This window comes from Achromobacter sp. JCM 18799 (assembly GCF_055395645.1).
The window spans coordinates 5,914,059-5,939,254 of record NZ_AP043866.1; the positions used below are offsets into that span (position 1 = coordinate 5,914,059).

General features: G+C 62.0%; 27 protein-coding genes and 1 tRNA gene. 13 read left to right on the top strand and 15 right to left on the bottom strand.

Annotation, left to right across the window (positions count from 1 at the left end; translation table 11 throughout):
* Window positions 1-3: 3 nt before the first annotated feature.
* The 3 genes from ACZ5YA_RS27980 to ACZ5YA_RS27990 all read right to left on the bottom strand — a co-directional run bounded on the left by ACZ5YA_RS27980 (window position 4) and on the right by ACZ5YA_RS27990 (window position 2,339).
* Entirely contained in the window at window positions 4-303 is a 300-nt protein-coding gene (locus ACZ5YA_RS27980; RefSeq protein ID WP_003090284.1) for a heavy-metal-associated domain-containing protein, read from the bottom strand.
* Window positions 304-321: 18 nt separating this feature from the next.
* Entirely contained in the window at window positions 322-648 is a 327-nt protein-coding gene (locus ACZ5YA_RS27985) for a DUF2933 domain-containing protein (protein ID WP_003090285.1), read from the bottom strand.
* Between the two features lie 590 nt (window positions 649-1,238).
* Window positions 1,239-2,339, bottom strand: a complete 1,101-nt coding sequence (locus tag ACZ5YA_RS27990) for a cation efflux transmembrane domain-containing protein (protein ID WP_077446928.1) — start codon at window positions 2,337-2,339, stop codon at window positions 1,239-1,241.
* A gap of 55 nt (window positions 2,340-2,394) precedes the next feature.
* Here ACZ5YA_RS27990 and cadR point away from each other — a divergent pair, with 55 nt between their 5' ends.
* A complete protein-coding gene (cadR, locus tag ACZ5YA_RS27995; protein ID WP_010791743.1) occupies window positions 2,395-2,814 on the top strand; it encodes a Cd(II)/Pb(II)-responsive transcriptional regulator in 420 nt (139 codons plus the stop codon).
* A gap of 22 nt (window positions 2,815-2,836) precedes the next feature.
* Here the strand turns inward: cadR and tnpC are convergent, their stop codons facing one another.
* The 5 genes from tnpC to ACZ5YA_RS28020 all read right to left on the bottom strand — a co-directional run bounded on the left by tnpC (window position 2,837) and on the right by ACZ5YA_RS28020 (window position 7,457).
* Window positions 2,837-4,387, bottom strand: coding sequence for an IS66 family transposase (gene tnpC, locus ACZ5YA_RS28000; protein ID WP_003124459.1), 1,551 nt, complete (start codon window positions 4,385-4,387; stop codon window positions 2,837-2,839).
* Between the two features lie 76 nt (window positions 4,388-4,463).
* Window positions 4,464-4,796, bottom strand: coding sequence for an IS66 family insertion sequence element accessory protein TnpB (tnpB, locus tag ACZ5YA_RS28005; protein ID WP_003121550.1), 333 nt, complete (start codon window positions 4,794-4,796; stop codon window positions 4,464-4,466).
* Window positions 4,793-5,188: an IS66-like element accessory protein TnpA gene (tnpA, locus tag ACZ5YA_RS28010; RefSeq protein WP_464091488.1), complete on the bottom strand. Its 396-nt coding sequence runs from the start codon at window positions 5,186-5,188 to the stop codon at window positions 4,793-4,795. The genes tnpB and tnpA overlap by 4 nt, the downstream gene beginning before the upstream one ends.
* A 168-nt stretch (window positions 5,189-5,356) precedes the next feature.
* Complete coding sequence (locus ACZ5YA_RS28015) at window positions 5,357-6,781, bottom strand: Cu(+)/Ag(+) sensor histidine kinase (RefSeq protein WP_003121551.1); 1,425 nt, start codon at window positions 6,779-6,781, stop codon at window positions 5,357-5,359.
* The gene (locus ACZ5YA_RS28020; protein WP_003097513.1) at window positions 6,765-7,457 is read right to left on the bottom strand and encodes a heavy metal response regulator transcription factor; all 693 of its coding nucleotides are present in this window, start codon (window positions 7,455-7,457) and stop codon (window positions 6,765-6,767) included. The genes ACZ5YA_RS28015 and ACZ5YA_RS28020 overlap by 17 nt, the downstream gene beginning before the upstream one ends.
* A gap of 254 nt (window positions 7,458-7,711) precedes the next feature.
* Between ACZ5YA_RS28020 and ACZ5YA_RS28025 the strand changes: the two genes are divergently transcribed.
* The 9 genes from ACZ5YA_RS28025 to ACZ5YA_RS28065 all read left to right on the top strand — a co-directional run bounded on the left by ACZ5YA_RS28025 (window position 7,712) and on the right by ACZ5YA_RS28065 (window position 17,036).
* Window positions 7,712-9,613, top strand: a complete 1,902-nt coding sequence (locus ACZ5YA_RS28025) for a copper resistance system multicopper oxidase (protein ID WP_003097515.1) — start codon at window positions 7,712-7,714, stop codon at window positions 9,611-9,613.
* Between the two features lie 25 nt (window positions 9,614-9,638).
* A complete protein-coding gene (locus ACZ5YA_RS28030) occupies window positions 9,639-10,619 on the top strand; it encodes a copper resistance protein B (protein WP_005408883.1) in 981 nt (326 codons plus the stop codon).
* 37 nt (window positions 10,620-10,656) lie between these two features.
* A complete protein-coding gene (locus ACZ5YA_RS28035) occupies window positions 10,657-11,142 on the top strand; it encodes a DUF411 domain-containing protein (RefSeq protein ID WP_003090303.1) in 486 nt (161 codons plus the stop codon).
* Between the two features lie 33 nt (window positions 11,143-11,175).
* A complete protein-coding gene (locus ACZ5YA_RS28040; protein WP_003097518.1) occupies window positions 11,176-11,448 on the top strand; it encodes a DUF2933 domain-containing protein in 273 nt (90 codons plus the stop codon).
* A 155-nt stretch (window positions 11,449-11,603) separates the two neighbouring features.
* Window positions 11,604-14,042, top strand: a complete 2,439-nt coding sequence (locus ACZ5YA_RS28045) for a heavy metal translocating P-type ATPase (RefSeq protein WP_446934131.1) — start codon at window positions 11,604-11,606, stop codon at window positions 14,040-14,042.
* Window positions 14,043-14,183: 141 nt separating this feature from the next.
* Window positions 14,184-14,570: a copper homeostasis periplasmic binding protein CopC gene (gene copC / locus ACZ5YA_RS28050; RefSeq protein ID WP_008063308.1), complete on the top strand. Its 387-nt coding sequence runs from the start codon at window positions 14,184-14,186 to the stop codon at window positions 14,568-14,570.
* A gap of 4 nt (window positions 14,571-14,574) precedes the next feature.
* Window positions 14,575-15,501, top strand: a complete 927-nt coding sequence (gene copD, locus ACZ5YA_RS28055; protein WP_003097522.1) for a copper homeostasis membrane protein CopD — start codon at window positions 14,575-14,577, stop codon at window positions 15,499-15,501.
* A gap of 128 nt (window positions 15,502-15,629) precedes the next feature.
* Window positions 15,630-15,914, top strand: a complete 285-nt coding sequence (locus ACZ5YA_RS28060) for a CopK family periplasmic copper-binding protein (RefSeq protein ID WP_003090336.1) — start codon at window positions 15,630-15,632, stop codon at window positions 15,912-15,914.
* Between the two features lie 231 nt (window positions 15,915-16,145).
* Window positions 16,146-17,036 carry a LysR family transcriptional regulator gene (locus ACZ5YA_RS28065; RefSeq protein ID WP_003097524.1) on the top strand — a complete coding sequence of 297 codons (891 nt, stop codon included), beginning with the start codon at window positions 16,146-16,148 and terminating at the stop codon, window positions 17,034-17,036.
* Window positions 17,037-17,040: 4 nt separating this feature from the next.
* Here the strand turns inward: ACZ5YA_RS28065 and ACZ5YA_RS28070 are convergent, their stop codons facing one another.
* Window positions 17,041-17,346: a helix-turn-helix domain-containing protein gene (locus ACZ5YA_RS28070; protein ID WP_003097526.1), complete on the bottom strand. Its 306-nt coding sequence runs from the start codon at window positions 17,344-17,346 to the stop codon at window positions 17,041-17,043.
* A 107-nt stretch (window positions 17,347-17,453) separates the two neighbouring features.
* On the opposite strand from ACZ5YA_RS28070, the gene ACZ5YA_RS28075 reads away from it, so the two are divergent.
* The 3 genes from ACZ5YA_RS28075 (at window position 17,454) to ACZ5YA_RS28085 (ending at window position 20,076) form a co-directional block, all read left to right on the top strand.
* Window positions 17,454-18,095, top strand: coding sequence for a LysR substrate-binding domain-containing protein (locus ACZ5YA_RS28075; RefSeq protein WP_023657317.1), 642 nt, complete (start codon window positions 17,454-17,456; stop codon window positions 18,093-18,095).
* Window positions 18,096-18,381: 286 nt separating this feature from the next.
* A complete protein-coding gene (locus ACZ5YA_RS28080; RefSeq protein WP_006226245.1) occupies window positions 18,382-18,693 on the top strand; it encodes a hypothetical protein in 312 nt (103 codons plus the stop codon).
* Window positions 18,694-18,840: 147 nt separating this feature from the next.
* Window positions 18,841-20,076, top strand: coding sequence for a TolC family protein (locus ACZ5YA_RS28085; RefSeq protein WP_003121558.1), 1,236 nt, complete (start codon window positions 18,841-18,843; stop codon window positions 20,074-20,076).
* Window positions 20,077-20,272: 196 nt separating this feature from the next.
* Here ACZ5YA_RS28085 and ACZ5YA_RS28090 read toward each other — a convergent pair whose 3' ends face one another.
* The 6 genes from ACZ5YA_RS28090 to ACZ5YA_RS28115 all read right to left on the bottom strand — a co-directional run bounded on the left by ACZ5YA_RS28090 (window position 20,273) and on the right by ACZ5YA_RS28115 (window position 25,194).
* Entirely contained in the window at window positions 20,273-22,207 is a 1,935-nt protein-coding gene (locus ACZ5YA_RS28090) for a tyrosine-type recombinase/integrase (protein ID WP_202808273.1), read from the bottom strand.
* A gap of 227 nt (window positions 22,208-22,434) precedes the next feature.
* Window positions 22,435-22,510: transfer RNA gene (locus tag ACZ5YA_RS28095), tRNA-Gly, on the bottom strand.
* A 150-nt stretch (window positions 22,511-22,660) separates the two neighbouring features.
* On the bottom strand, window positions 22,661-23,299 hold the full coding sequence (locus tag ACZ5YA_RS28100; RefSeq protein WP_280014986.1) for a ProQ/FinO family protein: 639 nt from the start codon (window positions 23,297-23,299) through the stop codon (window positions 22,661-22,663).
* Between the two features lie 134 nt (window positions 23,300-23,433).
* A complete protein-coding gene (locus ACZ5YA_RS28105) occupies window positions 23,434-24,087 on the bottom strand; it encodes a hypothetical protein (RefSeq protein ID WP_059373839.1) in 654 nt (217 codons plus the stop codon).
* 35 nt (window positions 24,088-24,122) lie between these two features.
* On the bottom strand, window positions 24,123-24,674 hold the full coding sequence (locus ACZ5YA_RS28110; protein ID WP_280014987.1) for a hypothetical protein: 552 nt from the start codon (window positions 24,672-24,674) through the stop codon (window positions 24,123-24,125).
* 19 nt (window positions 24,675-24,693) lie between these two features.
* Window positions 24,694-25,194 carry a hypothetical protein gene (locus tag ACZ5YA_RS28115; RefSeq protein WP_059373750.1) on the bottom strand — a complete coding sequence of 167 codons (501 nt, stop codon included), beginning with the start codon at window positions 25,192-25,194 and terminating at the stop codon, window positions 24,694-24,696.
* Window positions 25,195-25,196 lie beyond the last annotated feature (2 nt).

Sequence of the window (25,196 nt, forward strand, 5' to 3'; positions counted from 1 at the left end):
CGATCAGCGGCAGCAGCAGCCGCCATGCCCCTTTGAACGGGCAGCGGCCGGCGCATGGGAGGCACCGGCACCCGCCGCAATGCCCGGCGAGGAATCAGCGGATGCCTCGTAGCCCGCGGCAGCTAAGGCCGCGATCAGCTCAGGCGTCTTCTGGGCCGTCTGGTCGCCGGTGACACTCGCTGCGCCGCGAGCGAGATCGACATGCACGTCTTGCACACCAGCTACGCGCTTGAGCGCCTTGCTGACCGAGTTCGCGCAGGAGGCGCAGGTCATGCCGGCAACCTTGAGTTCGATGGTTTCCATGATGATGCTCCGGTGGTTTCAGTGGTGGTGCCCGGACTGGTCGACGGATTTCGGGCGGCTCCGGTCGTCTGATTGGCGCGCAGGCGAACCCCCTTCATCGCCCCGAGGCGGCTGATCTTGATGGTCATGACCGCCATGTGCGCCGTGACTGCCATGGCCGAAGATGTGCATCAACGGACAGGCGAGGATGAAGAGGAAGGGAAGCAGTTGCAGAAGATGGGCGTTGTGGCGGTAGAACATCCAGGCAACGGCGGCGGCGAGGCCGAGCCACAGCAGCCACTGGTTGATGCGAGACCAGTTCGGGCCGTTTCCTGTGCTCTTACTTCGATCGGGCGGAATATTCATGGCGATGCTCCTTCGTGAAGTTGACCCTTGTCGATTGGCGAGATTCCCGCATTCGAGTGCCGTGCAGGGCGCTGATCAGGCCCATCCATAAAACAGGTATGCCAGAAGAATGGGGCTGAACACCGGAGATTTCCATGGCCCCGCTAAAAAGTCCTCGATAGTTTCTGAGCATGATCGACCCGTGCCAAATGTGGCTTGTTAAGCTCAGCATAGAGCTGAGGTGAAGGCAGTACCTTGATCTTGATCAAAAAGACTCTCTGTACCCAGCTACGGGGTACATACCCCGCGCAGCGAACCAGCAGACCAGCTCACCTCAGGGGCTCAGCGCACACCGCCAAGTGAGCGCGCGCCAGATGTGCCGAGCAGGCAGACGTTCGGCACCGATCGGAGGCTATCTACGAACGGTGTCCGGAACTGTGACCGGATCGCGGCCGAGCAAAGGCCCTCCCGTGCGGTGTGGACGTAGCGATGGGATACACAAGCGCATGATGTCGGCGCCTGCCGCTAGGACTGGGCACGTGGCAGTCACGGAGTAAGCGGCCGGCCATCCCACCTTGGCTAGGCATCGGTGTGGGATGCCGCTAGATTGGCTATCGGAGGTTCAGGATGCGCCGGGCACCGCTGAGCACTATCAGCGCAATGACTGCGCCAATCACGAGGTCAGGGTACGAGGAGCCCGTCCAAGCGACCAAAACACCAGCGACTATCACCCCCGCGTTTGCGATCACATCATTCGCAGAAAAAATGTAGCTTGCCGTCATGTGGGCGCCCCGATCCCGCTTCTTGGCGATCAGCACCAGGCAGGTGACGTTGGCGATCAATGCGACCAGCCCGATACTCATCATGAGCATGGACGCCGGCTCACTTCCCACAACTGCCCGCCGAACGACCTCCAAAAGCGCGCCAAGCGCAAGCACGACTTGCAACCAACCAGCGATGTGCGCTGCCTTCATCTTCAAGGCGGCGGCGCGGCCCACCGCATAGAGCGCCAGTCCGTAGACCGCCGCATCGGCGAACATGTCAAGCGAGTCCGCTATGAGACCTGTGGACTGGGCGATCAGGCCAACGATCAACTCAAAGACAAACATCGCACCGTTGATAGCGAGCAGCAGCTTTAAGGTCCGAGCCTCAGAGGCATTCCCCTCTGCGTCTGGGGCCGTAGACTCGTCGCTTTGCACGCTGTCCAACACTTGCGCGCCGAGGTTGAGAGGGATGAGACGGCCCAGCAGCTCTTGCGTACTTCCCCCATGCTGCACGGTGAGTACACGGTCCTTCAGATCGAAGTCCAGTGCCGCAACAGCCGACGCATCGGCCAGCGCCATCCGAATGAGATTCTCCTCCGACGGGCAATCCATCTTCGGCACGGAGAAACGCGTCTTCCACTGCCCGCCTTCGGTGCGCCTCTCGCTTGTCAGCAGAACCGCACCCAAGTTCAGGGGCGTCAGCTTCTGGGCGATCCTGGCGGGCTCGCCCGAGTGCACCACCCGGAGCTGCCGATGGGCCAGATCGAAGGTCATCGGCCCAACCCCGGTCAGACCACCCAGCGCCATGCGAATGAGGTTCTCCTCGGAGGGGCAGTCCATTCCCGGAACTGAAAATGTGCTCTCCACGGAAGCAATGGCGCTTGGGGCCTCGTCGACCGTCTGCGAATTGCAACTGCTCGAGCAGCTACTGCTTTGACATGTACTCATGTCCCGTATTAGAAACCCTCAAGTAGCTGTAGAGTCAAGCGGTAGGTAGGCAAATATGAAAATCGGTGAACTATCGTCATTGGCAGGGTGCTCCGTTCCCGCGGTGCGCTTTTATGAAGCAGAGGGCCTTCTGCAGGCGCCCCTGCGGGCCGCCAACAACTATCGGCAATATGGCCAACAGCATGTCGACAGGTTGGCCTTCATCGTTCGGTGCCGCTCGCTGGACATGTCGCACGACGATATCCGGGCTCTGCTGCAGTTGCAGGACGACCCCGCCATGTCCTGCGACGAGGTCAATGCCTTGCTAGACGATCAAATGCGCTTGGTAGAGCAGCGAATCGCCGAGTTGCAGGCGCTGCGCAAGCAACTGCGTGCCATCCGCAGTACCTGTGCGGGAGGGGTATGCGTTGGCGATTGCGGTGCACTTGAATCGCTGCGCAGCGCCACTGGGGCAAGCTGGCCAACCGTTCGCTGAGCGGAGCCTCAAATAACGACATTCAGCTCGGTGCGAACCAACGATGCGGTAGCAACTCGTGAACCAGGCTAACCCGTTGCGTCGGCAAGCGAGCCAAAACGTCCTTGAGATACGCATAGGGATCATGCCCATTGAGTCGTGCTGACTGGATGAGCGTCATGACGGCTGCTGCCCTCTGACCAGCTCGTAGGCTGCCCGCAAAGAGCCAGTTGCTGCGGCCAATGGCAATCGGCCGAATCTGGTTCTCGATCCAGTTGTTGTCCACGGGCAGCTGTCCGTCATCGACGAACCGGGTCAAAGCCTCCCAGCGCCGCAAGCTGTAGTCCAGCGCTTTGGCGCTTGCCGAGCCTTCCGGCACCTTCTGGCGTTGCAGCACCATCCACTGGTGCAAGGCATCAAGCAGCGGCTTCGTTTGTTGTTGCCGGATGGTTTGGCGCTGATCGGTCGCAATCTCCTTGACCTCACGCTCGATCTCGTAGACCCGCGCGAACTGCTGCAGCGCGACCTCGGCGATCTGGCTTTGGTTCGCCGCGTGCAAATCGAAGAACTTGCGCCGCGCGTGCGCCAGGCAGCCGACCTCGGTCACACCACTTGCGATCAAGGCCTTGTAGCCGCTGAAGTCGTCACAGGTGAGGCTGCCTCTCCAGTCGCCCAGGAAGCGCCGGGCGTGTTCGCCCGAGCGCGATTCGCAGAAGTCGTAGACGACCGCCTTGATGTTCTCGAAGGCGCCCGTGGCATAGGCCCATAGGTACGCCCGGTGCGCCTTGCCGTTGCCCGGCTTGAGCATGGACACCGGCGTCTCGTCGGCATGCAGCACGCGGCGCTGCAGCAGCTCTGTCCTCATGGCGTCAACCAGTGGCTGCAACTGCACGCCACACGAGCCCACCCATTGCGCCAGCGTGGAGCGGGGGATGGCTAGGCCGGCGCGGCCGAAGATCGCTTCCTGGCGGTACAGCGGCAGGTGGTCGGCGTACTTGGCCACCAGCACTTGCGCCAGTAGCCCAGTGGTAGGGATGCCTTTGTCGATGATGTGAGGATCGACAGGCACCTGGTGAATCGTCTCGCACTGGGCACAGGCCCACTTGCCCCGGATGTGGCGCTCCACCGTGAACACGCCGGGCGCGTAGTCCAGCTTCTCGGCCACGTCCTCGCCGATGCGCTTCATCTGGCAACCGCAGGCGCAGGTGGTGGACTCGGGCTCGTGGCGGATCTCGCGCCGCGACAGGTTGGCCGGCAGGGGTGCGCGTTTGGGGACTTGCTTGTCTTGGCGGCCTGCCACTGGCGGCGTGGCCTGCTCGATCTCATCGGCCACCGCCTGCAGGTCCTCATCCAGCGATTCATCGAGCAGGCTCTTCTGCTCGGCGCTGAAGCGCTCCGACTGTGCGGCGAACTTCATGCGCTTGAGCAGTGCGTTCTCGTGCGTGAGCTTGTCGATCTGCGCCTGCTTGAAGACCGCCTCTTGGCCCTGGCGTGCGATCACGCCGTCTCGCTCGGCCAGCTCACCCATCAACGACAGCAGGGCCGCTCGCATCTGCTGCGGCTCCAGGGTGTCAAGGTGGTCTGCGGTGATCACGGGAGAAGATGATGCGGCTAACATCACATTCGCGCATCGGTGCAAGCGCTGATTGCCTGGCCAACGACCGGAGCACTCAAAGTACAGTGATGACTCCAGCCTCGCCGACGTTCTTCCAGGGCAGGCCCAGCACGAGCGCATCGAACTGCGTTCGGCTGAGTGTGGCGGTGGTGGCGGCATCGCGCGGCCAGACGAACTTGCCGCTATTCAGGCGCCGGGCCGCCAGCCAGACACCGATGCCGTCGTGCACCAGCACCTTCATGCGGTTGGCTCGTCGATTGGCGAACAGATAGGCGTGGTGTGGGCGCGCTGCGCCAAAGACAGCCACTACCCGGGCGAGCGCCGTCTCGGTGCCTGCTCGCATGTCCAGCGGCTCGGTGGAGAGCCACAGCGCATCAATGCGGATCATCGGAGCCAGTCGCGCAGCCACGCTGCACATGACGCTGCATCTTCCAGGGGCCAGTTCACGGTGACTACGCTGGCGCTGCGCCGAACATCAACGCGAATCGCACGCGACACGGGCGGCGAGCTGGTCTCGGTTGCTGGGAGCTGTTCAACTGGTGGAGGCAGATTCAGCGCAACGAACTCATTCCGGGGCGCTGGCAACAGGGAGTCTGCTTGCTCGCGCATCCAGCGATGAACGATGTTGGCGTTGATTCCGTGTGCAAGCGCTACGCCGGCCACTGACGCGCCGGAGACCTGGCATTCGGCCACGATCTGGCCTTTAAGTTCCGGGGGGTAGTAGTGCCGCTTGGGGCGCTGGGCGATCGTGTCGTTCGCCATAGTGTGCGTGATGTTCATCGTGCACACGATGCCTCGACACTGGGTCTATCTCAAGATGGGATTGCCGGACGCTTACGTCACGGAGAAAAAATGTCCCGCTCGCGTAGCAACGTGGCCGGCCGGGTAGATCCCAGAATCAGGCAAAGAGATACGCCAGTTGGCTGGACGGACCGCAGCGCCCTCGGACTACTGCCGCAGATGGGGCAATACCAAGTCAAACCTGGTGACAAGCTCACTGGAGGTCACGGCAACGGAGCCACCATGTGCCTCCGCAATCGATTTCACGATGGCAAGGCCAAGACCGGCGCCCGCCGTATTTCGTTGCCGTGCCGGATCAACTCGGTAGAAGCGGTTGAAGAGCTTTGGTAGATCGCGCTCAGGAATTCTCTCACCGGGATTGACCACACTGATCGTTGTCCACTGCTCGTCCTGCGAAAGCAAGACCGTGATGCTCTTGCCGCGAGGCGTGTGTCGAATTGCATTCGAGAGAAGATTGTTCAGCGCCCGGGTGAGCATTTCCCGATCCGCCGCTATGCTGCCGATCGCCCCTTTAACACCAAGCGTAATGCCGCTATCTTCTGCCAGCGCCTCGAAATAGTCGAACAGACTCCGCACCAATTCGGACAGATCAATGGTAGACAGACGCAAGTTGCGGGGATCATTTTCCGTTTGGGCAAGAAACAGCATGTCACCAATCATGCGTCCCATCCGATCAAACTCTTCCAAATTTGAATAGAGGATTTCTCTGTATTCCTCGTTGCTGCGCGGCTGGCCAAGCGCCACGTGAGTCTGCGTGACCAGGTTGGTGACGGGCGTGCGCAACTCGTGCGCGATGTCTGCGGAAAAGTGTGATAGCCGGGTGAAGCCTTCCTCGATTCTCGCCAACATATCGTTGAAGGCGAATACCAGTTCCGCCAGTTCGATCGGCACATCCCGAGGATCCAGCCTCACATCCAGCTTTGAAGAGCGAATCGCCCGAATCTCTTCATTGACCTTGCGAATCGGCAGGTGGCCCCACTGCACCGCCAGCCAAGCCACACCGAGCGCCAGACACATGACCAAGCCGGTTGCCCACCAGAGCATGCGCTTGAACTCCGCCAGGAAGTCGAGATGAAAGCCGATGTCCATGGCAGCGACGATGCGGTAGCCGGGCGCCGCTGAATCGTCAGCAGGCAGTTGCAGCACCACACCTCGATATGACCTCTGATCCTCCTGCCACACGATCAAATCGTCAGCGGTGATGCGGTTGACCAACTTTTTGCTACTGGCAAGTTTAGACAGGTCAGGACCGGGCGTGGCATAGATGCTATTGCCAGCCCCATCGTAGACGCCGTACGTCATCCCATGATGTCCTGCGACTGCGTTGGCCAAGTGTTGCTTCAGTTCGTCGCTTGCGATGTCACTTGCAAGCTGGTGCAAGGGCTGAGCCAAAGCGGTTGTCACTGCCTCCAGTTCGTGGGCATCCTGTTGAGCAAAGTGGTGCTCCAACGACCGGAGAATGACCCAATTGAACACAAGAAACACCAAGGTCGTGGCGATACCAACGAGGGCCGTGACCCTCAATGCAAGCGACGCTGGACGGCTTTGCCGCGGCTTATGGCGCAGGGGCATCATCGGGCGCATCGAGCGTGTATCCCATTCCACGCACGGTGTGGATGAGCTTCGGATTGAACGCATCGTCTATCTTCGCGCGTAGACGGCGGATGGCTACATCGATGACGTTGCTGTCGCTGTCGAAATTCATGTCCCATACCTGCGACGCGATCAGAGACCGTGGAAGGACCTCCCCCTGGCGACGGGCCAGGAGCTCAAGCAACGCGAACTCCTTGCTGGTGAGATTGATGCGTTGGCCAGCGCGCGTTGCGCGCCGGCGCGCCAAGTCCAGCACCAAATCGGCAACCTGGATGCGATCAGGCTGGCTCGGAGCGCTTCCGCGTCGCAGCAGCGTCCGCACCCGCGCCAGCAACTCAGAGAACGCGAATGGCTTGACGAGGTAGTCGTCCGCTCCCAGTTCCAATCCCTTGACACGGTCGTCTACACCGCCACGCGCCGTCAGAAAGAGCACAGGGACCTGTTTACCGGCATCTCGAAGGGCACGCACGATGCGCCAGCCATCGACATCCGGCAGCATGACATCCAAGACCACCAGATCGTATGTCTCGCCCATGGCCAGGTGGTGTCCGTCCAATCCGTTGCGCGCCAGATCCACGACGAATCCCGCCTCCATGAGACCTTGGCGGACGTAATCCGCCGTCTTGTTCTCGTCTTCAACGACCAGCAGTTTCATCGCATGTCCCATGAAATCGCTACGGCGCGGAAAAATAGCCGCTCACGATGTACGCATTCATCCACTTTCAATCAGCAATTTACTGGTTGCCAGCTTCCACGAACATGACACGAACATTACATGAATGTAATTCAGGGGTCATTCGATGGAAAGTGCCCAACCCATAGCATGACCTGCATTGCGTCGAACTGTGCCGCTCAGGATGGGGTGGCGTTTAGAACGACTTCCGAGTCATCTATGGAGGATTTCAGGCCATGCCGCCTCGTTCACCCTTTTTTATCGTGCCCACACAGGGCCTTTCTCGTCGGCGTTTCGTCCAAGGGTTAGCCGCCGGCGGCGTTCTCGCTGGGCTGTCCACGCCGGCGTTCAAGGCATTTGCCCAGCAAGGCTCCGCGACGCGCGGTGCCGCCCCTGTGCTGAAGGGCACCGAGTTCGACTTGGTGATCGCCGAATCGCCCGTGAACTTCACGGGCAAGCCAGGCGTGGCTACGACCATCAACGGCTCGCTGCCGGCACCGACATTGCGTTGGCGCGAGGGTGACACCGTCACAATCCGTGTAACCAACAAGCTGCGTGAAGCCACATCCATTCACTGGCACGGGATCATCCTGCCGTATCAGATGGATGGCGTGCCGGGCATCAGCTTCAATGGCATCGCTCCCGGCGAGACCTTCACGTACCGCTTCAAGGTTCAGCAGAGCGGCTCCTACTGGTACCACTCGCACTCCGGCTTCCAGGAACTCACGGGCATGTACGGGGCGATCATCATCGACCCCGCTGGCGCCGAGACCATCCACGCCGACCGTGACCACGTGCTGCTGTTCTCGGATTGGACCGACGAAGACCCGATGCGGGTGTTCACCAAGCTCAAGTCCCAAAGCGACTATTACAACTACAACCAACCTACCGTCTTCGACTTCTTCCGGGACGCCTCGCGCGAAGGCACGGCCGCTGCGATCGACAAGCGCAAGATGTGGAACGAGATGCGGATGAATCCGACGGATCTCGCCGATCTGTCCGCCGCCACGCTGACCTATCTGGCCAACGGCGTCACCCCCGCCGGCAATTGGACGGCGCTGTTCCGACCGGGTGAGCGCGTGCGGCTGCGCATGGTCAACGGTGCGGGCAACACCTTCTACGACGTACGCATTCCAGGACTGAAACTCACGGTGGTGCACGTCGATGGTGTTGACGTGGAGCCGGTGACCGTCGATGAGTTCCGATTCGGTCCTGGCGAAACCGTCGACGTGATCGTCCAGCCACGGGATGACGCTTACACGATCTTCGCCCAGGCGATGGACCGGACAGGCTACGCGCGTGCCACGCTGGCCGTGCGTGAAGGTCTTCAAGCTCCCGTGCCTGCCCTCGATCCGGTCGAATGGCTGACCATGAACGACATGATGGGCGGCATGATGGGGGGCATGGACCATGGCGGGTCCGGCCAGGCCATGGAGATGACCGGGATGACGGGCATGACGGGCATGACCGGGATGACCGGGATGGGCTCGGGTTCGATGTCCGGGATGGATCATGGGGCGATGGCAGGCATGAATCACGGCGCCATGAACCACGGTGGCATGGCGATGGATCACAGCCAACACGCCGCGGCGGCGGGGGGACTGGCCGTGCCCAGCACTACTGCTCGCCACGCTCGCACCGAGTATGGTGCCAGCACGGACATGCGCGTTGACATGGCGCGCACCAACCTCGATGACCCCGGCATCGGACTGCGCAACAACGGTCGGCGCGTGTTGACCCTCGCGGATCTGCATACCCCGTCGGGGCCGCTGGACAAGAGAGGCCCCGGCCGGGAGGTCGAACTGCACCTCACGGGCAACATGGAACGCTACGCATGGTCCCTGGACGGGCTGGAGTTCGGAAAGTCCACGCCGGTGCACTTCAAACACGGCGAGCGGCTGCGGGTCATTCTGCACAACGACACCATGATGACCCATCCCATGCACCTGCACGGCATGTGGAGCGAGCTGGAAAGCCCCGACGGTCGCTTCCTTGCGCGCCGCCACACCCTGCCGGTGCAGCCGGCACAACGCATCAGCTTCCTGGTGACAGCCGACGCGCTCGGCCGCTGGGCGTGGCACTGCCACCTGATGTTCCACATGGATGCCGGCATGTTCCGCGAAGTCGTGGTGTCTTGAACCCAGCGCACAAGGAAGACCAAGAATGTCCAAAGCACTCCCCACTCGCGCACTGGCCACGACGCTTCTGGCCCTGGTAAGCGTCGCCGCCCAGGCACAAGCACAGAACGACCATGCAGCGCACGGCCAGGCCGACGCTCAAACGGCCGCGCCATCCACTCAGACCGTGGCTCCTGCCGCCGACCCGCACGCGGGTCACGCGACGTCGGCGAGCGGCTCGACCGCGGCCCCGGCCATGGATCACGGCAACATGCAGATGCAGGGCGGGTCGGCGCCTCCTGACGCCCGCGATCCGCATGGCTACTCCAATGGCCTGACATTGGGATCGGGCGACTACGCCGTACCCGGTGTGCCGCGGCTGATGCTGGCCGACGAACACAGGTTCTTTTCGTTGCGCGGCGAAACTCTGGAACGCCGCTTCACGCGCAAAGGAGACGACTCCACGGCCTACGACCTCCAGGCGTGGTATGGGACGACCTACAACAAGGCCGTCGTGAAGGCCGAAGGCGATATCGCCAAAGGAAAGCTCGAAGAATCGCGTACCGAGCTTCTCTGGGGGCACGCCGTCGCACCGTACTGGGACACCCAGCTCGGCGTTCGGGTGGATAACGGGGAAGGCCCGAGCCGTCAATGGTTGGCTTTCGGCATCCAGGGCCTCGCCCCCTACTGGTTCGAGCTGGAGGCGACGGGCTACGTGGGAAGTGGTGGACGTACGGCGCTGCGTGTCGAAGGCAGCTACGAGCTGCTGCTGACCCAGCGACTGATTCTGGAGCCTCGCGCCGAGTTGCAGTTTTATGGCAAGGACGACCCGGAACGCGGTATCGGCAAGGGCCTGGCCGAAGCGTCTGCTGGCTTGCGCCTGCGCTATGAATTCAGTCGCCAGTTCGCCCCCTATATCGGCGTGGAACGGGCGGGCAGCTTCGGACGCACCGCGGACTATGTGCGTGCCGAAGGCGGCCGTGCGCAGCAGACGCGCTGGGTGGCTGGCGTGCGATTCTGGTTCTAGAACCTAGCGGGTTTGATCATCTGATGAGAGGCGATCCATGAACATGCACTACGACAGAAGCCAGGGCAAAGTGCCGAGACGCCAGGCATTGATCGCTGGCTTGTTGGTGATGGCACTCGCAGGACCGAGCCTGGCGCAGAGCCGACCGATTGCCAAGGTCTGGAAGGACCCGAGCTGCGGATGCTGCAAGGACTGGGTCTCACACCTGCAAGGCGCAGGCTTCGATGTGCAGGTTCTCGACACCGGGAACACCGCAGCGCGCACGCGGCTGGGCATCCCGCAGAAGTACGGTTCTTGCCACACGGCGCAGATCGGCGGCTATGCCATCGAGGGTCATGTGCCTGCCTCGGACATTCAACGCTTGCTGCGCGAAGCCCCGCAGGCCATCGGCCTCGCGGCGCCCGGCATGCCGGTCGGTTCGCCCGGCATGGATGGTCCGGCCTATGGTGGACGCAAGGACGCCTACGACGTGCTGCTGATTGGGAAAAACGGTAGCAGCACGGTCTATCAGTCGCATCGCTGACCATCCATCAACCCTTCTCCGTGGAGATATGCCATGCAGCATCAGCACACACAGACCCCCAGCGATCGCCCCCGGTTCTGGCGATCGCGCTACGGCGTGGCGTTCCTCATCATCGCCGCTGTCGCCGCGTATTTCCTGCTCAAGGAGCATACGGCACATGTTGCCGGCTATCTCCCCTTCCTGCTGCTGGCGGCTTGTCCGCTGATGCACCTGTTCATGCACCGTGGTCACGGCCACGGCGGACACGATCATGCCGCGCGTCAGGGTAAGGAAGGTGCCGCAGCCTCCAAGGAGCAGAAGCAATGAGTCGAGGCACTCGCACCGTGCGAGCACGCGACGCCGCGCTTGTCTCCTTGCGCGCCTGCGGCCTGCTGCGATCACCAGACACCAAAGGTTAACGGCGGAGGGCACTTGTCACTATGAATTCACCCAGCAAGTCTTCAGGACATGAGCACGCAGGCATGGCGGCGGGTGCCACAACGTCCGGCCCGCATACGCACCACCATCACGCCAGCCATGCTGGAAGTGACGACGCGGGCGGGTCCTCAAGCCACACGCAGCCCGATGCCGCGACGCGAGATCCGGTGTGTGGCATGGCGGTCACGGCGGCGTCGGAGCACCGTTCCACGCACTTGGGGAACACGTACTTGTTTTGCAGCACCGGATGCAAGGCCAAATTCGACGCCGATCCGGCGCGATATGCCAGCGGTGACGCGGGCATAGGCACAGGCAGCGGCCATGCACCGCATCACCATGCCAGCACCGCGATTTCACCGGCCCCGGCGGCATCGCCAACCGCACCCGGAACCATCTACACCTGCCCGATGCACCCGGAGATCCGCCAGGATCATCCGGGAACCTGCCCCAAGTGCGGGATGACGCTGGAGCCTCTGCTGCCCGACCTCGATGACGACAACCCGGAGTTGCGTGACTTCTCGCGTCGCTTCTGGTGGACCTTGCCGTTGACGCTCGTGGTCCTGGCGCTGGCGATGCTGGGCGAGCGGCTACACCTGATGGACATGGCTACACAGAGCTGGGTCGAGTTGGTGCTGTCGTTGCCGATCGTGCTGTGGGCCGGCTGGCCCTTCTTCTCCCGCGGCTGGCTGTCCGTGGTCAACCGCAGCCCGAACATGTGGACACTGATCGGCCTGGGAACGGGTGCGGCATTCATCTACAGCGTTGTGGCAACCGTTGCGCCGGAAGTGTTTCCAGCTTCCTTCATGTCCATGGGACGGGTCGGCGTGTATTTCGAGGCCGCCGCCGTCATCATCTCGCTGACACTGCTCGGCCAGGTGCTGGAACTCAAGGCCCGCTCCCAGACTTCGGCAGCCATCAAGTCGCTGCTGGGGCTGGCGCCCAAGACCGCGCGGCGCATCAATGCGGACGGCAGCGAGGAAGACGTGCCGCTCAGCCATGTGCACGTCGGCGATCTGCTGCGCATCCGACCCGGCGAGAAGGTGCCGGTGGATGGCATCGTGCACGAGGGCAGCAGCTCGATTGACGAATCCATGCTGACCGGCGAACCGCTGCCCGTCAGCAAGCGCGTGGGCGACAAGGTCATCGGGGCCACACTCAACACCAGCGGCGCGCTGGTCATGCGTTCGGAGCGGATCGGCTCGGACACCGTTCTATCGCAGATCGTCCAGATGGTCGCCCAGGCGCAGCGTTCCAAGGCGCCGATGCAACGCATGGCCGATGTCGTTGCCGGCTACTTCGTGATGGCCGTCGTCGCCATTGCGGTAACGACGCTCCTTGTATGGGGATTCTTCGGGCCACAGCCCACCTGGGTCTATGGACTGATCAATGCGGTGGCCGTCCTGATCATCGCCTGCCCGTGCGCGCTGGGTCTGGCCACGCCGATGTCGATCATGGTCGCAACGGGCCGTGGCGCCACGCAGGGCGTGCTGTTCCGCGATGCCGCGGCGATCGAGAATCTTCGCAAGGTCGATACCCTCGTCATCGACAAGACAGGAACCCTGACCGAAGGCCGACCTGCTTTCGATCAGGTCGTCGCAGCACCCGGCTTTACGAACGATGAGGTGCTGCGTCTTGCGGCCAGCCTGGACCAGGGCAGTGAACACCCCCTGGCCGACGCCATCGTGCAGGCCGCGCGTGCCCAGGGCCTCCAACTCGTGAAGCCTCAGAGCTTTGAATCGGGAACCGGCATCGGCGTGCGCGGAAAGGTTGAGCACCGGCAACTGGCGTTGGGCAACACAGTGCTGATGGAACAGTCTGGCGTATCGGTGGAACCGCTCGTACCCCAGGCCGAAGCTCTGCGCGGCGAAGGGGCCAGCGTCATGTACTTGGCTGTGGACGGGCAGCTCGCGGGCTTGCTCGCCGTGTCCGATCCGGTCAAGGGCAGCACCCCCGAGGCCCTGGCCGCGTTGAAGGCTGCGGGCCTGCGGGTCATCATGGCCACCGGGGACGGGCAGACCACCGCCAAAGCCGTCGGTGCACGCCTAGGCATCGACGAGGTGCATGGTGAGGTCAAGCCGGCGGACAAGCTCATGTTGATCGAGCGACTGCAGAAAGAAGGACGCATCGTCGCCATGGCCGGAGACGGCATCAACGACGCGCCGGCCTTGGCGAAGGCAGACGTGGGCATCGCCATGGGAACGGGAACCGACGTGGCGATGAACAGCGCCCAGGTCACGCTGGTCAAGGGTGACCTGCGTGGCATCGCTGTCGCTCGCACGCTCTCGGTGAGTACCGTGCGCAACATGAAGCAGAACCTCATGTTCGCCTTCCTCTACAACGCGCTGGGCATCCCCATCGCCGCCGGGGTTCTCTATCCCCTCACGGGCTGGCTGCTGTCGCCGCTGATCGCAGCATTGGCGATGAGCCTGAGTTCGGCGTCGGTCGTTGGCAACGCCTTGCGCCTGAGAGCGAGCCGACTGTGACCGGATTTTCTTTCTGAAACTACAGGAGCCTGCTATCGCCCAGCAAACCGTTTCTTTCGTTCCACGCCGTTGCAAAGGTGCAAGCCTTATCTCGGCATTTCGTTCTTAAACCACACCTCACACATCCAGGTAGAAACTTCTATGACCCGTTCACATTTCATCGCCAAGCTCGTCGCGCCGATCGCTGCTGGTCTGTTCGCCACCGCCGCATTCGCGCATCCTTCGCTGGTGTCTTCAACGCCGGCCGACAAGTCGCAGGTTTCTGCGCCAGCCACCATCGAGCTGAAGTTCTCCGAAACGCTGGTGCCGCAGTTCTCCGCCGCGAGCCTTGTCATGACTGGCATGCCGGGAATGGCGAGCCATGGCCCGATGAAGATCAACGCCAGCGTCGCGGGTGCCGGCGACGGCAAGACCATGGTCATCACGCCAGCACAGGCGCTCCAGCCCGGCGACTATCGCGTCGAATGGCGTGCCGTCTCCTCGGACACGCATCCGATCACGGGTAACGTCACCTTCAAGGTGAAGTAAGCCCATGGCCGGGGATTGGTTGACCATCGTCCTGCGCCTGGCGCTTTATCTGGACCTGGCGGCGGCGTTTGGCGTCGCCATGTTCGGACTCTATGCTTTGGGCAACGACGAGCGATCCTCGACGATCTCGCGCCGCTATCGCGTCCTCATTGGCGCATCCGCTGCCATCGGCATTGCCCTGTCGATGTGGGGCATGACGGTCATGGCCAAGGCCATGTCCGGCGCCCAAAGCTACGCGGAGCTGTCAACGCACGTTTTCGACATGCTCATTACGGGCACGCACATGGGCATCGCCTGGTGCATTCGCATCCTCGCGCTGTTGGTGTGTGTGCTCGTCGCAATGTTGAAATTGAACGCTACCTTGCGATTTGCAGTGATGGCGCTCTCCACCGGCGTGGCGCTGGCGACCCTTGCGTGGGCAGGCCACGGCGCGATGGACGACGGCGTTCGCGGCTACATCCATCTTGCGTCGGATATCACGCACCTCTGGGCAGCGGGCGCTTGGGTGGGCGCATTGGTGGCGTTCTTGATGCTGGCATCCCACAAGCAGGATGTCGCGCAAGACCCGGTAGCGGTCCTCAGTCGGACGTCGAATGGCTTTGCTCGCATAGGTACAGCGATCGTGGCTGCACTCGTCGTGAGTGGAATTCTCAATTACCTGTTGATCGCCGGACCATCGTTTGATCCGCTCATCTCGACGCTGTATGGCCGGCTGCTGATGGTAAAGCTCTTGCTTTTCGCAGGCATGCTGGCGTTGGCTGCTGCCAATCGGTATCGGTTGAGCCCGAGCCTGGAGGCTGCTTTGAAGGCAGGCAATCGCGCACAGGCAGTCATCAAGCTTAGACAGAGTCTGTTCACGGAGGCGACCTTGGCCGTTTTGGTTCTGGCGAGCGTTGCATGGCTTGGCATCTTGTCTCCCACTGGAACCTAGTCCTTCATGGGCGGCAGATGACAGCACATGAATTGAATGTAATGCACGGGTAAGCGCTCTGTAGACCGCCTGCTTCTACATTTAACGACGCGGCGCAAGTTGTCGTCGTTTTTACAAAGGAGTCGATCATGAAATCGCAAATTGTCATTGCCGCCCTGTTGAGCGCTCTCTCCGTGCCAGCCTTCGCCGGTCATGCAGCAGCCCAAGCAGCCAAGGAAATGGTTCCCTTGGCTGACGGGGGAACGCTGTACATCTTCAAGGACGGAAAGATGGCACAGGAAAGCCGCTTCGGGCGCGCCGTCTATCTCAATGTCGGAGCTTCGGTGTCGACGAAGGATGGGCGCAACATCGCGATCACCAGCAATGAAGTCGCTCGCCTCGGGTCGCTGCTACAAAAAGAGCACGGCGGATGACGCCGCGGGTGTGCGGTGCTTTTCAAAGCTTCTGCACAGTGTGACAGAGACGCGCGCCCCGATTGGGCGCGCGCGCTTGGGACGCGTCACGAGCAACCACGAGCGCTCAAGGTGCCAGTTTTTGCGATGTCAAGCGCATCAACTTCCCTGAAATGGATCCAGCCTCCCCGTCCACCGTGATTCGTCCACGGGACATCTGGCGCGAATGAGAACTTGCGAGGAGCCCGATTTATGGAGTTGCGTCATCTACGATGCTTTGTCGTCTTGGCAGAGGAGTTGCATTTCACGCGGGCGGCCGAGAGGCTGCATATAGAGCAACCCCCCTTGTCTCGCGCGATCAAGGAATTGGAAGATGAGCTTGGGGTCACGCTGTTTGACCGCGACCGCAGGGGCACACGGCTGACCGTGGCGGGGGCGGCATTCTTGCAGGACACCCGCCGACTCTTCACTGTCCTGGAGCAAGCGCGTGAAAATGCCAGAGCCATTGCCGCGGGCCTGAGGGGCAGCCTGCGCATTGCAATTTCCGATGGTGCGATGGACCCACGACTATCGGCGTTCCTAGCTCGTTGCCGCGCGGAAGAGCCCGAGGTCGAGATACGTCTCTCCGAGGTACCGCTGACCGAGCAGATACGGGGCCTACGGTCTGGCGACTTCACGATCGGATTTGCACACGCGGCGGATGTTGGCGAAGGCATCGTGGCTGAACCGATCTGGCGAGACCCGATTGTGATCGCCGTGCCAGCGCGGCACTCGCTTCTTGCGCACAAGCAAGTTCCGCTGAACGAACTTCAGGGTCACCCACTGGTTCTGTGCGACAAACTGGCCTGCGAAGGCTACTGCCGAGAATTAAATCGGCTGCTACAGGTTCTGGAACACAGACTCAACGTTGTCGAAGAAGTGTCGTCGCTGGACATGATGCTAACGCTCGTCGGCGCAGGCTATGGGATTGGTTTCATGACGGCGACCAAGATTCCCATCAGCCAGAGGCCGGACGTGGTGATTCGCCCTCTGGCGCAGGACACGGCGGTAATCACAACCTATCTGCTTCGGCCAGAAAGCAGCAACTCATCGGTTTCGCTGGATCGCTTCATCGAACGTCTGCGAGGACCTCCGGATGACTAAAGCGTCAATGCCTATCTGAATCGTGCGCCGCGGCACGAAGATTGCGTTCGGCTGCGCTGACGAGTTCCGCAGCACTGAGCTTGAGTCCGGCGGCGATTCTTAAGATCAGAGCGAGAGTGGGCATGTGCTCCCCACGCTCTATTTTGCCCATGTGCGATCGCTCGATCCCTGCTTTCGCAGCCAGTTCTTCCTGAGCAACACCTTGCGTCAGGCGGGCGACACGAACGGCCGCTCCGAATGCCAACGCTGGCTCGGCGTCGAAAGTGGTAGTTCCTGGGGGACGGCCTCGTCGGACAGTTCGCTTCTCCATCCTTGGAAGCGTCGAACAGTCCAAACAATTTAACCACGTTAAGTTTAACTCAAACTAGCTATCATGAAGACTTTCCATCCTTGTCTTATCGCTTCTTGGGGCCTCTCATGCACGACGCCACCAGCCCACGCCCACAGCTCAGGCTCGCCATAGCGCCTGGTGTGGCCTCTTCGTACCTAGCTGCATTGCTTGCCCTGCAGCGCGCGGAGGAGCCCGAAGTTTCTATGGAATTTAATGAGGTTACGGCGAGCGATCTCATTACGGGCCTCTACAAACGGCGCTTCGACGTCGGCCTTTCTCTGAAGCAGGTGAGCGATTCTTCGCTGAAGAGTCTTTCTATTTGGTTCGAGGCGACAGCTCTTGCCACGCCGCTGCGATACCCACTGCTCCGGCAGCAGTCAATCAGAATAGACGAACTTAAGGAGCACTCCGTGTTTCGATGGAAGGCCGAATATTCTCCTTCGCTGGACCAGTACCTGTCCTCCATGTCATCAACGGAAAGGCCGAATGTCCAGCATGTCAGTTCTTTTGAGATGTTATTGCTCTGGGTCGCAGCTGGATATGGCGTAGGGATTTCCTCGCGATCACGCATCGAAACCGCTAGCCAGTGCGGAATCTGCACGCGCCCAATAGCCGATGGCCCCTACGAGGTCATTACGCACCTGCAGCGACTCTCGGGACAGACGAATCTTGTAGCTGATCGATTTGAGCTTAGAGCCTTGCGAGTTGCCGAGGCGCGTAAAGCATGACAACCACGTGCGGTGCCCGCCCTTGCCGGTGGATTTGCAGCGGGTGCCGGTTCGGGCCAAGGCGCCGTCCAGACGCATCAATTCATCCTGGAAACTGACCTTGATCAATTCAACTCCCTACAACTTCCAATAGTATGTCCGCATGATCGGCTTAAGGCGCCTTCTCGCAAGATGGAGCCGCTGGATTACCAGCGGCCTAGTCGTAACCTTGCTTTTCTCGCAGGTTGCGATGGCGATGTACGTCTGTCCCAAGCCAGACCCGAGGGCATCTGTGGAAACCACGCAAATGCGTGCCACGATCTCGATGCAGCAGGCTGACAAGTTGCCAATGTCGGATTGCACCGGCATGCCTGATTCCATGGACAGCGAAGCGCCACAGTTGTGCCACGCTCATTGCAGTGGCGATCGGGAGTCGGCGCTTTCATGGCAGGGGCTGGACATTCAGTTTCTCGCGGCGCACGTGATGTGGCTCGCCAACTCGCTGCCCGGGTTGGTTCTCGACCGGGTAGCCCTCAGGCGGCACGTTACCTACATTCCTCCCAATCCCCGCGCGGGCTTTCCGCCGATCTACCTCACGTTCCAAGTCCTGCGGAATTGATTTATGTGTCCGTGCTCGCCGCGCACCGATGCGGCAGACCACGTGATTTCGTGAATACCAATTCCGAGGACAACCATGTTTACTCCCTTTTTTGGCGCCCCCGAGGGGCGCCCGTCGGCGTACGGCCGAGGCACAACGCCGGCCTCGATGCGAGTGCATCGTCTGAAAGCTATCAGCATCGCGTTGGCGGGCAGTGCGCTTGTCTCGCCTGTAGCCTACGCCCTCGATTTTGCTGAGGCACGCCTTATCGCGGAGCAGCAGAGCCCACGCATAAGCGCGCAGCAGTTGCAGGTTAACGTCGCCGAATCCGTGCAGAAGGCAGCAGGCTCGCTGCCCGACCCCAAGCTCTCGCTCGGCATCGAAAACTACCCCATCAGCGGCATGGATCGCTGGAGCATGACGCGCGAATCCATGACGATGCAGCGCTTGGCGCTCATGCAGGAAGTGCCCAACAGGGCCAAGCGCGACGCCCAGGTCGCCAGCGCGCAGGCGCGTGTGGATCGAGAACGCGCGGCGCTGGTTTTGCAGCGATTGCAGATCCGCCAGGAACTCAGCCTGGCGTGGATCGCCGCGCAGGCGGTGGAGCAACGGGAGATACTGCTGACGGAACTGCTCGCGGAGAACCAGCGCCTGCAAGACAGTCTCCCCGCTCGCGTCGCCGGCGGCACCGCCCAGGCTGGCGATCTGTTGGTCGCGCAACAGGAGGCGCTGACACTCACGGACCGCCGTGACGATCTACAGCGGGACCGGGCCAAGGCCAGGGCCGCGTTGCGGCGCTGGGTGGGCTCCAGGGCCGACGAAGCACTGCAAGGCGATCCAGGCCCGCTCACTCGCCCCGTCGCGCAACTGCGCACAGAACTGGCGAATCACGCGGAGCTTGAACTCTATCCGGCGATGCAAAGCATGGCCCGGGCCGAGTCCCGCGAAGCCCAATCAGAGACCCGCGGCGATTGGGCCTGGGAGATAGCCTATAGCCGGCGTGATCGCCGATGGGGCGACATGGTGTCATTTCAGGTGACATTCGATCTGCCTTGGCAGAAGGATCGACGCCAAGTGCCCATGATCGAGGCAAAACGGCACGAGTTGGAACGTCTGGACGCCGAACGCGAAGACGTGGCGCGGCGGCATTTGCAGGAGCTGGACGACAGCGCCGCCGAACTCCAAGCGTTGAACAGCCAGATCGACCGCCTGCAGACCGCCGGCTTGCAACTGGTACGGAACCGAGCGGCGCTTGCATTGAGCAACTACCGATCCGCCAAGGGGGACCTGAGCGCTGTGCTCAGTGCACGCGCCCAGGTGCTGGAGACGCGCATGCGTCTGATCGACCTTGGAGCGCAGCGCGACAGCCTCGTCGCCCGACTGAACAGCCTGATCGCGGACTGAGTGGAGACCCTCGCCATGAATACCTCTTCGAGAAACATCCTTGCCGGCTTGACGCTGGTTGCTGCCGGTATTGCCGTTGGATGGGGCGTCGCCCAATGGCGCGCCGGCCACCTCAGCGGCTCCCCCGCTGCCAACGTCTGTTGGCGCGCACTTAAAACTGACCCAGTGGGTCAGTTCTGGATGCGCGCCAACAGCGTCAGGCACTTTCGAGCATTGCCGCATCATTTAGCAACCGTTGAATGCGCTGGCGAGTCTCCTCTGGAATACCTTGCACAGACGAGTCAGGTCCGGGCCTGTTTGGCTGCTGCTGGGTGCCCGCGATGACCCGCACGACCATGCCCAAATTTCCTGGTGTCACGATGTCGATGGCTGCGCGATCACCCAGGTCCGGATGTGGGCGGGTCAGCATCCGGTACAGGTCCCACGGATCCGCATGCGGGCACTGGTTCATGAGCACCTGTGCCAGCTTGTGCTTGAGGGGTACCAGCTGCCAGTCGGGCACGCGTTGCCCGCGGTTGCCCAAGCTGATGGACAGCAGCTTGCCCGCCTTCAGCTCGCGGTTGATCTGGTCCTTGGACTTCCCGGCCAACTTGCCGAACAGCGGGACCGGCAGACTGCTCGGCGATTCGTAGATGACCAGCATTTCCTCGCGCTCGCGCTGGATGACAGACACCTCCGGCTCTGGCGCATGCGTCGGGGGCGGTGGTACCTGCGACAGTCGCTGGAATGTGATTCCCCCGTCGTTTGGCGTCACGACGATGGGTTCGGCCACCACAGGCGGAACGGATGCCGCAGAAGCAGCAGCGACGATGGTGTTGGGCTTGTCCTCCTCTGCCATGGCCGGCACGCCCTCGATATGGATCGTGAGGTGCGCGCTGGCCGCTTCCACTTGGCCCTGTTCGAGCAGATCGAGACGATCCGCCCAGTCCTGCATCATCCGGCGGCGCGGCTCAACATACTTGGCGTGGTTGTAGGCCGAACTCACCTTGTTCGGGTCCGAGTGCGAAAGCTGCGCGTCCACCCAAATCTTGGGATAGCCGATCTCGTTGAGCGCCGTCGAGATGGTTCCGCGGATGCCGTGACCGGTCAGTTGATCCTCGTAGCCCATTCGTTTCAAGGCCGCGTTGAGGGTGTTCTCGCTGATGCGCTTCTTGAGTTCGCTGCGGTGCGTGAGCAGATGGACCTGGGCCGGCCTCATCACACCCAACAGGTAGCGCACGATCTCGATGGCCTGCACGGACAACGGCACGATGTAGGGCGGAACGTCCTGCGGGCGCTTGCCGGCCTTGCGCATCTCGTCTTGGAGTTGCTTGACGATCTGCGGCGGGATGATCCACAGGCCACGGTCGAGATCGAACTGGTCCGGGGTCGCCAGCCGCAGCTCGCCGGTACGCACGCCGGTCAGGAACAGCAGCCGGATGCCGAGTTGGGTCTGCCAACCACGAGGGTTGTAGAGCCTGAGCTTGTGCAGGAACTCGGGAAGCTCCGGAAGATGCAGGTAGGGGTTGTGGTTCACCGGGGGCTTGGGCTCGGCCACCACGTCCAGGTCGGAGGCCGGATTGGCTTCCAGCCCCTCCACGATGACGAGGGCATAGCGGAACAACTGCCCCAGCCAGGTGCGGACCTTCTCGGCAGTGGTGAACGCCTTGCGCTCCTCGATCCTCGCCAGGACGCCCAGGAGTTGGGGCCGGCGAATGTCGTAGATCGACATCTGCTTGAGGCTAGGCAGCACGTCCTTGTTGAAGATCCGCAGGATTTGCGACAGCGTGCTGTTCCTGCCCTCCTTGATTTCCTTGCGGCGATGCTCGACCCACGCATCGAAGACGGCCTTGAAGGTGTAGTCGGCCGCAAGCTTGACCGCGTGTCGCTTCTGTTTCCGATCGGTATGGGGGTTGACGCCCTTTGCCAGAAGCGCCCGGGCTTCGTCGCGCAAGGTGCGCGCTTCGCGCAAACCGATCTCGGGGTAGTTCCCCAGGGAGATGCGCTTTTGCTTGCCGAGCCAGTAATAGCGCAAATGCCACGACTTGCCGCCGGTGGGGGCGACCACCAGGCCGAGGCCATCGATGTCGGGGATGCTGTACGTTTTCTCGGCGGCCTTGGCTTGCCGCACGGTCAGATCAGAGAGTGTCATCATCAAGCTCCTAAGTCTTGGACTTAGGCCCGATGCTGCTTGTCATCCCGATCCAACCCCAGCAACAACCCGGAACCGGCACGACCCGCATTCTTTGGCCTTGTTTTTGGCCTCAAAAATGGTGGCTGTCAGTGGACTTCCGTGGCTTTCGCTGGAATGAAAAAAGGAGCCGAAGCTCCTCTTTTCAATGACTTACAGACGTCAGTGGAAGTCTGTAGATCATAAATTGGAGCGGGAAACGAGTCTCGAACTCGCGACCTCAACCTTGGCAAGGTTGCGCTCTACCAACTGAGCTACTCCCGCGGGGGCACTGCGTTTTGGTGTAATTTCTGACTTGGTTTTCAGAAAGGCCGTGTCCACCAAAGACAGCGATTATACACAGAATTTCGGGCTTGTGTAGCCTGGCGGGGCGGGGATGCGAAAAATCCCCGCTCGCCGAGCCAAACAGTGTCCTCAGGGCGTATCGCTCGATGCCGGCGTTGTGACGGCCGCGGCTTCGGGGGCGGCTTCAGGCGCGGGGGTGTCAGCCGGGGTGTCAGCGGATGCGGCAGCCGGCGCGTCGGCCTTTTTCGCCGGACGAGCCTTGCCGGCCGGCCGGCGCGAAGCCTGGCGGCGCGCGTAGGCGGCTTGCTCCGCCGTCACCGTGCCCGCGGGCTGGCCTTGCAGGTCGACGCGGGTGGCGTCGGCGACCATGCTGCTCCAGTAGCGGCTGCCCTTGCACCAGGTGGCGATGGCTTGCTTGAGCTGTTCTTCCGTCATGCCCAGCTTTTCCAGATGCTGGGCCGCGTCGGCCAGGATGCCCTGCTTGAGCGGCAGCTTCGGCGCGGGATTCTTGGGGAAGGCCTGCGGGAAGTGCTTCTGCAGGCGCCAGATGGCCTCGACCACGGGGTCGACGGGCTCGCGCTTTTGCTGCGGGCGGGCGGCAGCCTTCGCTTGACCAGACTCGCGCTTTTGCTGCGGCCGCGCCGTAGCCTTGGCCTGATCAGGCTCCCGCTTCTTTGTCCGGCCTGCCGCCTTCGGTTGGACCGGCACCGCCTTTTGAGCCTGTGCCCGTAGCTGCTCGCGCAGGTCGGCAAGTTTTTCAAAACCCATTGTTATTTCCAACACCTCAGATTTGTTCAGGCTGAAGGTTACCGCAAGTGCGCGAATGCAGCACTGTCGAGGGGGGCATGTGTGGTGGCGGCGCCATGGCCGCCGGCGTTGGGGGACGTGGATTTACCCCGGAATCAGCGTCCGGAGGGCGGGCAGGATGGCTGGCCGGGCACCTGTATTGCGCGGCCTTTCAGCAGGATGGGCGTGCTCGGATAGACGTTGAATGGTTCCACGGGCCGGCCATCGGCGACCGCATCCTTGACCTGATAGCGCACGTTGCCCGACGCAGCCAGCCAGGCGCCTTGCGGCGCGCAGCGCAGCGACAGCCCCGAGGTTTCGTTTTGCGGTAGCAGCCTGACCAGGGTGCTGAACGCAAGGGTGACGACCACATTGCCGGAGGTGCCTTGTCCCGCCCGATCCAGCAGATTGACGACCGGCCTGATATCCAGCCGGTACACCTGTTCCTGTTCCACATCGGCCAGCGGCTTGAGGGTGACGGTCTTGCTCTGCCCTGGTCCTAGCGAGAGCTTGAACGGGGAGACGTAGAGCGCAGGCCTCTCCGTCTGCGCGATGGGCTCCAGGTGTTCCTGGTCGGCCTCGACGCCGGGGTTGAGCAAGCGCGATAGGGTAATGGACACGTACTCCGCGCGATCGCCCTGGTTGATGATATGGACCGAGGCCGGTTTGCCTTGCACGACGGCGAGCTTGGGCATCACGTCGATATGTGCGAAGGCCGGTGTGGCAGGCCAGGACACCAGAAGCAACAGCAGACAGTCGAAGGGTTTCATCCACATTTCGGCGACATCCGGCCGCTTATAGCGGGTCAGGGGATCCGCACGGTCGGTTCAAAGACCAGCGACAGCTCGCCGACATAGCTGCCTGCGGTCTGCTTGAAATCGCCTTCCGGCGGGTAGGCCGCAATCGCCAGCCCGTAGTAGCCGATGGAGTCCTCGCCCGCAGCGGGCGCAGGCGGATTCTTGAATTTCACGTCCTGGCCTACTTCCAGGGTTTTCTGCTCCCCGTCTTCCGCAGCCAGGGAAACCTTGGGCCGACGGAACACCAGGGCCGCGTTGGCCGTATTGCGGATCTCCAGCGGTCGGTCCATGCGCACCTGAAACGCGCCGCTCGAGGACAGGATACGCAAGCGTGCTTGCGCCTCATACGGCGATTCCCAGCCGCGTAGCTGCTGCATGGCCAAGCCCTGGTCGAACCAGCCACCCTTGTCGTCCGTGACCAGCAATCTGTTGGCGGCCTTGACCGTGGCGGTGATCCTGCTTGTGGTGTCGCCGGTCAGGACGATATCCCCGGCGGAGGCTGCGGCAGAGAGCGTTCCCAGGGCAAGCATCAGGCACGCGCGGATTGATATTCTGTTCATGTCCGGGTTCTCATGGGTTTCAAGGCTGAGCGTGCTCGGCGGTCTGATAGATCAGAACGCCGTACGCCATGTTGATGATCAGGGGCGCGCTGCCATCGGCCTCGCCGCCGTTCAGAATCACCCGCTCCCTAGGCCGGAAGGTGATGCGCCAGACTTGCGTGCGGGCAGGCGCATGCAAGACGCGCACGCTCATCCGGTACTTTTGTCCCGGCGCCAGAATCAGGCGCTTGGGGGTGACCAGCAAGCTGGGTCGCTCTGTTTCGCCAACTGGCGCCAGCACCTCCGGCATCGATCCGGGATTGAGGAGCAGATGTTGTTCCACATCCAGATACAGCGGGCTGTCGCCACGGTTTTCCGCCAGCAGTTCGCTCGGCGCTCGACCGGGTTCCAGGCGCAGTTCCGCTCTCGGCAGGTGCAGGATGCCGGCCCCCTGGCCGTGCTGGGGCCAGGGCAGGGCGAGTGCCGCGACGATAAACGCGGTGCGGCGGGCGAATCGCCGGGGAAGGACATGAACGCTCATGG

Coding starts and splice junctions, on each gene's coding strand:
- ACZ5YA_RS28045 (WP_446934131.1), top strand. CDS start 11,604: ATGGCGGCGGGTGCCACAACGTCCGGCCCGCATACGCACCACCATCAC.
- ACZ5YA_RS27980 (WP_003090284.1), bottom strand. CDS start 303: ATGGAAACCATCGAACTCAAGGTTGCCGGCATGACCTGCGCCTCCTGC.
- tnpB (WP_003121550.1), bottom strand. CDS start 4,796: ATGATCCGCATTGATGCGCTGTGGCTCTCCACCGAGCCGCTGGACATG.
- ACZ5YA_RS28085 (WP_003121558.1), top strand. CDS start 18,841: ATGCGAGTGCATCGTCTGAAAGCTATCAGCATCGCGTTGGCGGGCAGT.
- ACZ5YA_RS28080 (WP_006226245.1), top strand. CDS start 18,382: ATGCGTGCCACGATCTCGATGCAGCAGGCTGACAAGTTGCCAATGTCG.
- ACZ5YA_RS27990 (WP_077446928.1), bottom strand. CDS start 2,339: ATGAGTACATGTCAAAGCAGTAGCTGCTCGAGCAGTTGCAATTCGCAG.
- copC (WP_008063308.1), top strand. CDS start 14,184: ATGACCCGTTCACATTTCATCGCCAAGCTCGTCGCGCCGATCGCTGCT.
- ACZ5YA_RS28040 (WP_003097518.1), top strand. CDS start 11,176: ATGCAGCATCAGCACACACAGACCCCCAGCGATCGCCCCCGGTTCTGG.
- ACZ5YA_RS28060 (WP_003090336.1), top strand. CDS start 15,630: ATGAAATCGCAAATTGTCATTGCCGCCCTGTTGAGCGCTCTCTCCGTG.
- ACZ5YA_RS28015 (WP_003121551.1), bottom strand. CDS start 6,781: ATGCCCCTGCGCCATAAGCCGCGGCAAAGCCGTCCAGCGTCGCTTGCA.
- ACZ5YA_RS28075 (WP_023657317.1), top strand. CDS start 17,454: ATGCACGACGCCACCAGCCCACGCCCACAGCTCAGGCTCGCCATAGCG.
- ACZ5YA_RS28090 (WP_202808273.1), bottom strand. CDS start 22,207: ATGACACTCTCTGATCTGACCGTGCGGCAAGCCAAGGCCGCCGAGAAA.
- ACZ5YA_RS28110 (WP_280014987.1), bottom strand. CDS start 24,674: ATGAACAGAATATCAATCCGCGCGTGCCTGATGCTTGCCCTGGGAACG.
- ACZ5YA_RS28070 (WP_003097526.1), bottom strand. CDS start 17,346: ATGGAGAAGCGAACTGTCCGACGAGGCCGTCCCCCAGGAACTACCACT.
- ACZ5YA_RS28035 (WP_003090303.1), top strand. CDS start 10,657: ATGAACATGCACTACGACAGAAGCCAGGGCAAAGTGCCGAGACGCCAG.
- ACZ5YA_RS27985 (WP_003090285.1), bottom strand. CDS start 648: ATGAATATTCCGCCCGATCGAAGTAAGAGCACAGGAAACGGCCCGAAC.
- ACZ5YA_RS28105 (WP_059373839.1), bottom strand. CDS start 24,087: ATGAAACCCTTCGACTGTCTGCTGTTGCTTCTGGTGTCCTGGCCTGCC.
- ACZ5YA_RS28030 (WP_005408883.1), top strand. CDS start 9,639: ATGTCCAAAGCACTCCCCACTCGCGCACTGGCCACGACGCTTCTGGCC.
- ACZ5YA_RS28065 (WP_003097524.1), top strand. CDS start 16,146: ATGGAGTTGCGTCATCTACGATGCTTTGTCGTCTTGGCAGAGGAGTTG.
- cadR (WP_010791743.1), top strand. CDS start 2,395: ATGAAAATCGGTGAACTATCGTCATTGGCAGGGTGCTCCGTTCCCGCG.
- ACZ5YA_RS28020 (WP_003097513.1), bottom strand. CDS start 7,457: ATGAAACTGCTGGTCGTTGAAGACGAGAACAAGACGGCGGATTACGTC.
- tnpA (WP_464091488.1), bottom strand. CDS start 5,188: ATGAACATCACGCACACTATGGCGAACGACACGATCGCCCAGCGCCCC.
- ACZ5YA_RS28115 (WP_059373750.1), bottom strand. CDS start 25,194: ATGAGCGTTCATGTCCTTCCCCGGCGATTCGCCCGCCGCACCGCGTTT.
- ACZ5YA_RS28025 (WP_003097515.1), top strand. CDS start 7,712: ATGCCGCCTCGTTCACCCTTTTTTATCGTGCCCACACAGGGCCTTTCT.
- ACZ5YA_RS28100 (WP_280014986.1), bottom strand. CDS start 23,299: ATGGGTTTTGAAAAACTTGCCGACCTGCGCGAGCAGCTACGGGCACAG.
- copD (WP_003097522.1), top strand. CDS start 14,575: ATGGCCGGGGATTGGTTGACCATCGTCCTGCGCCTGGCGCTTTATCTG.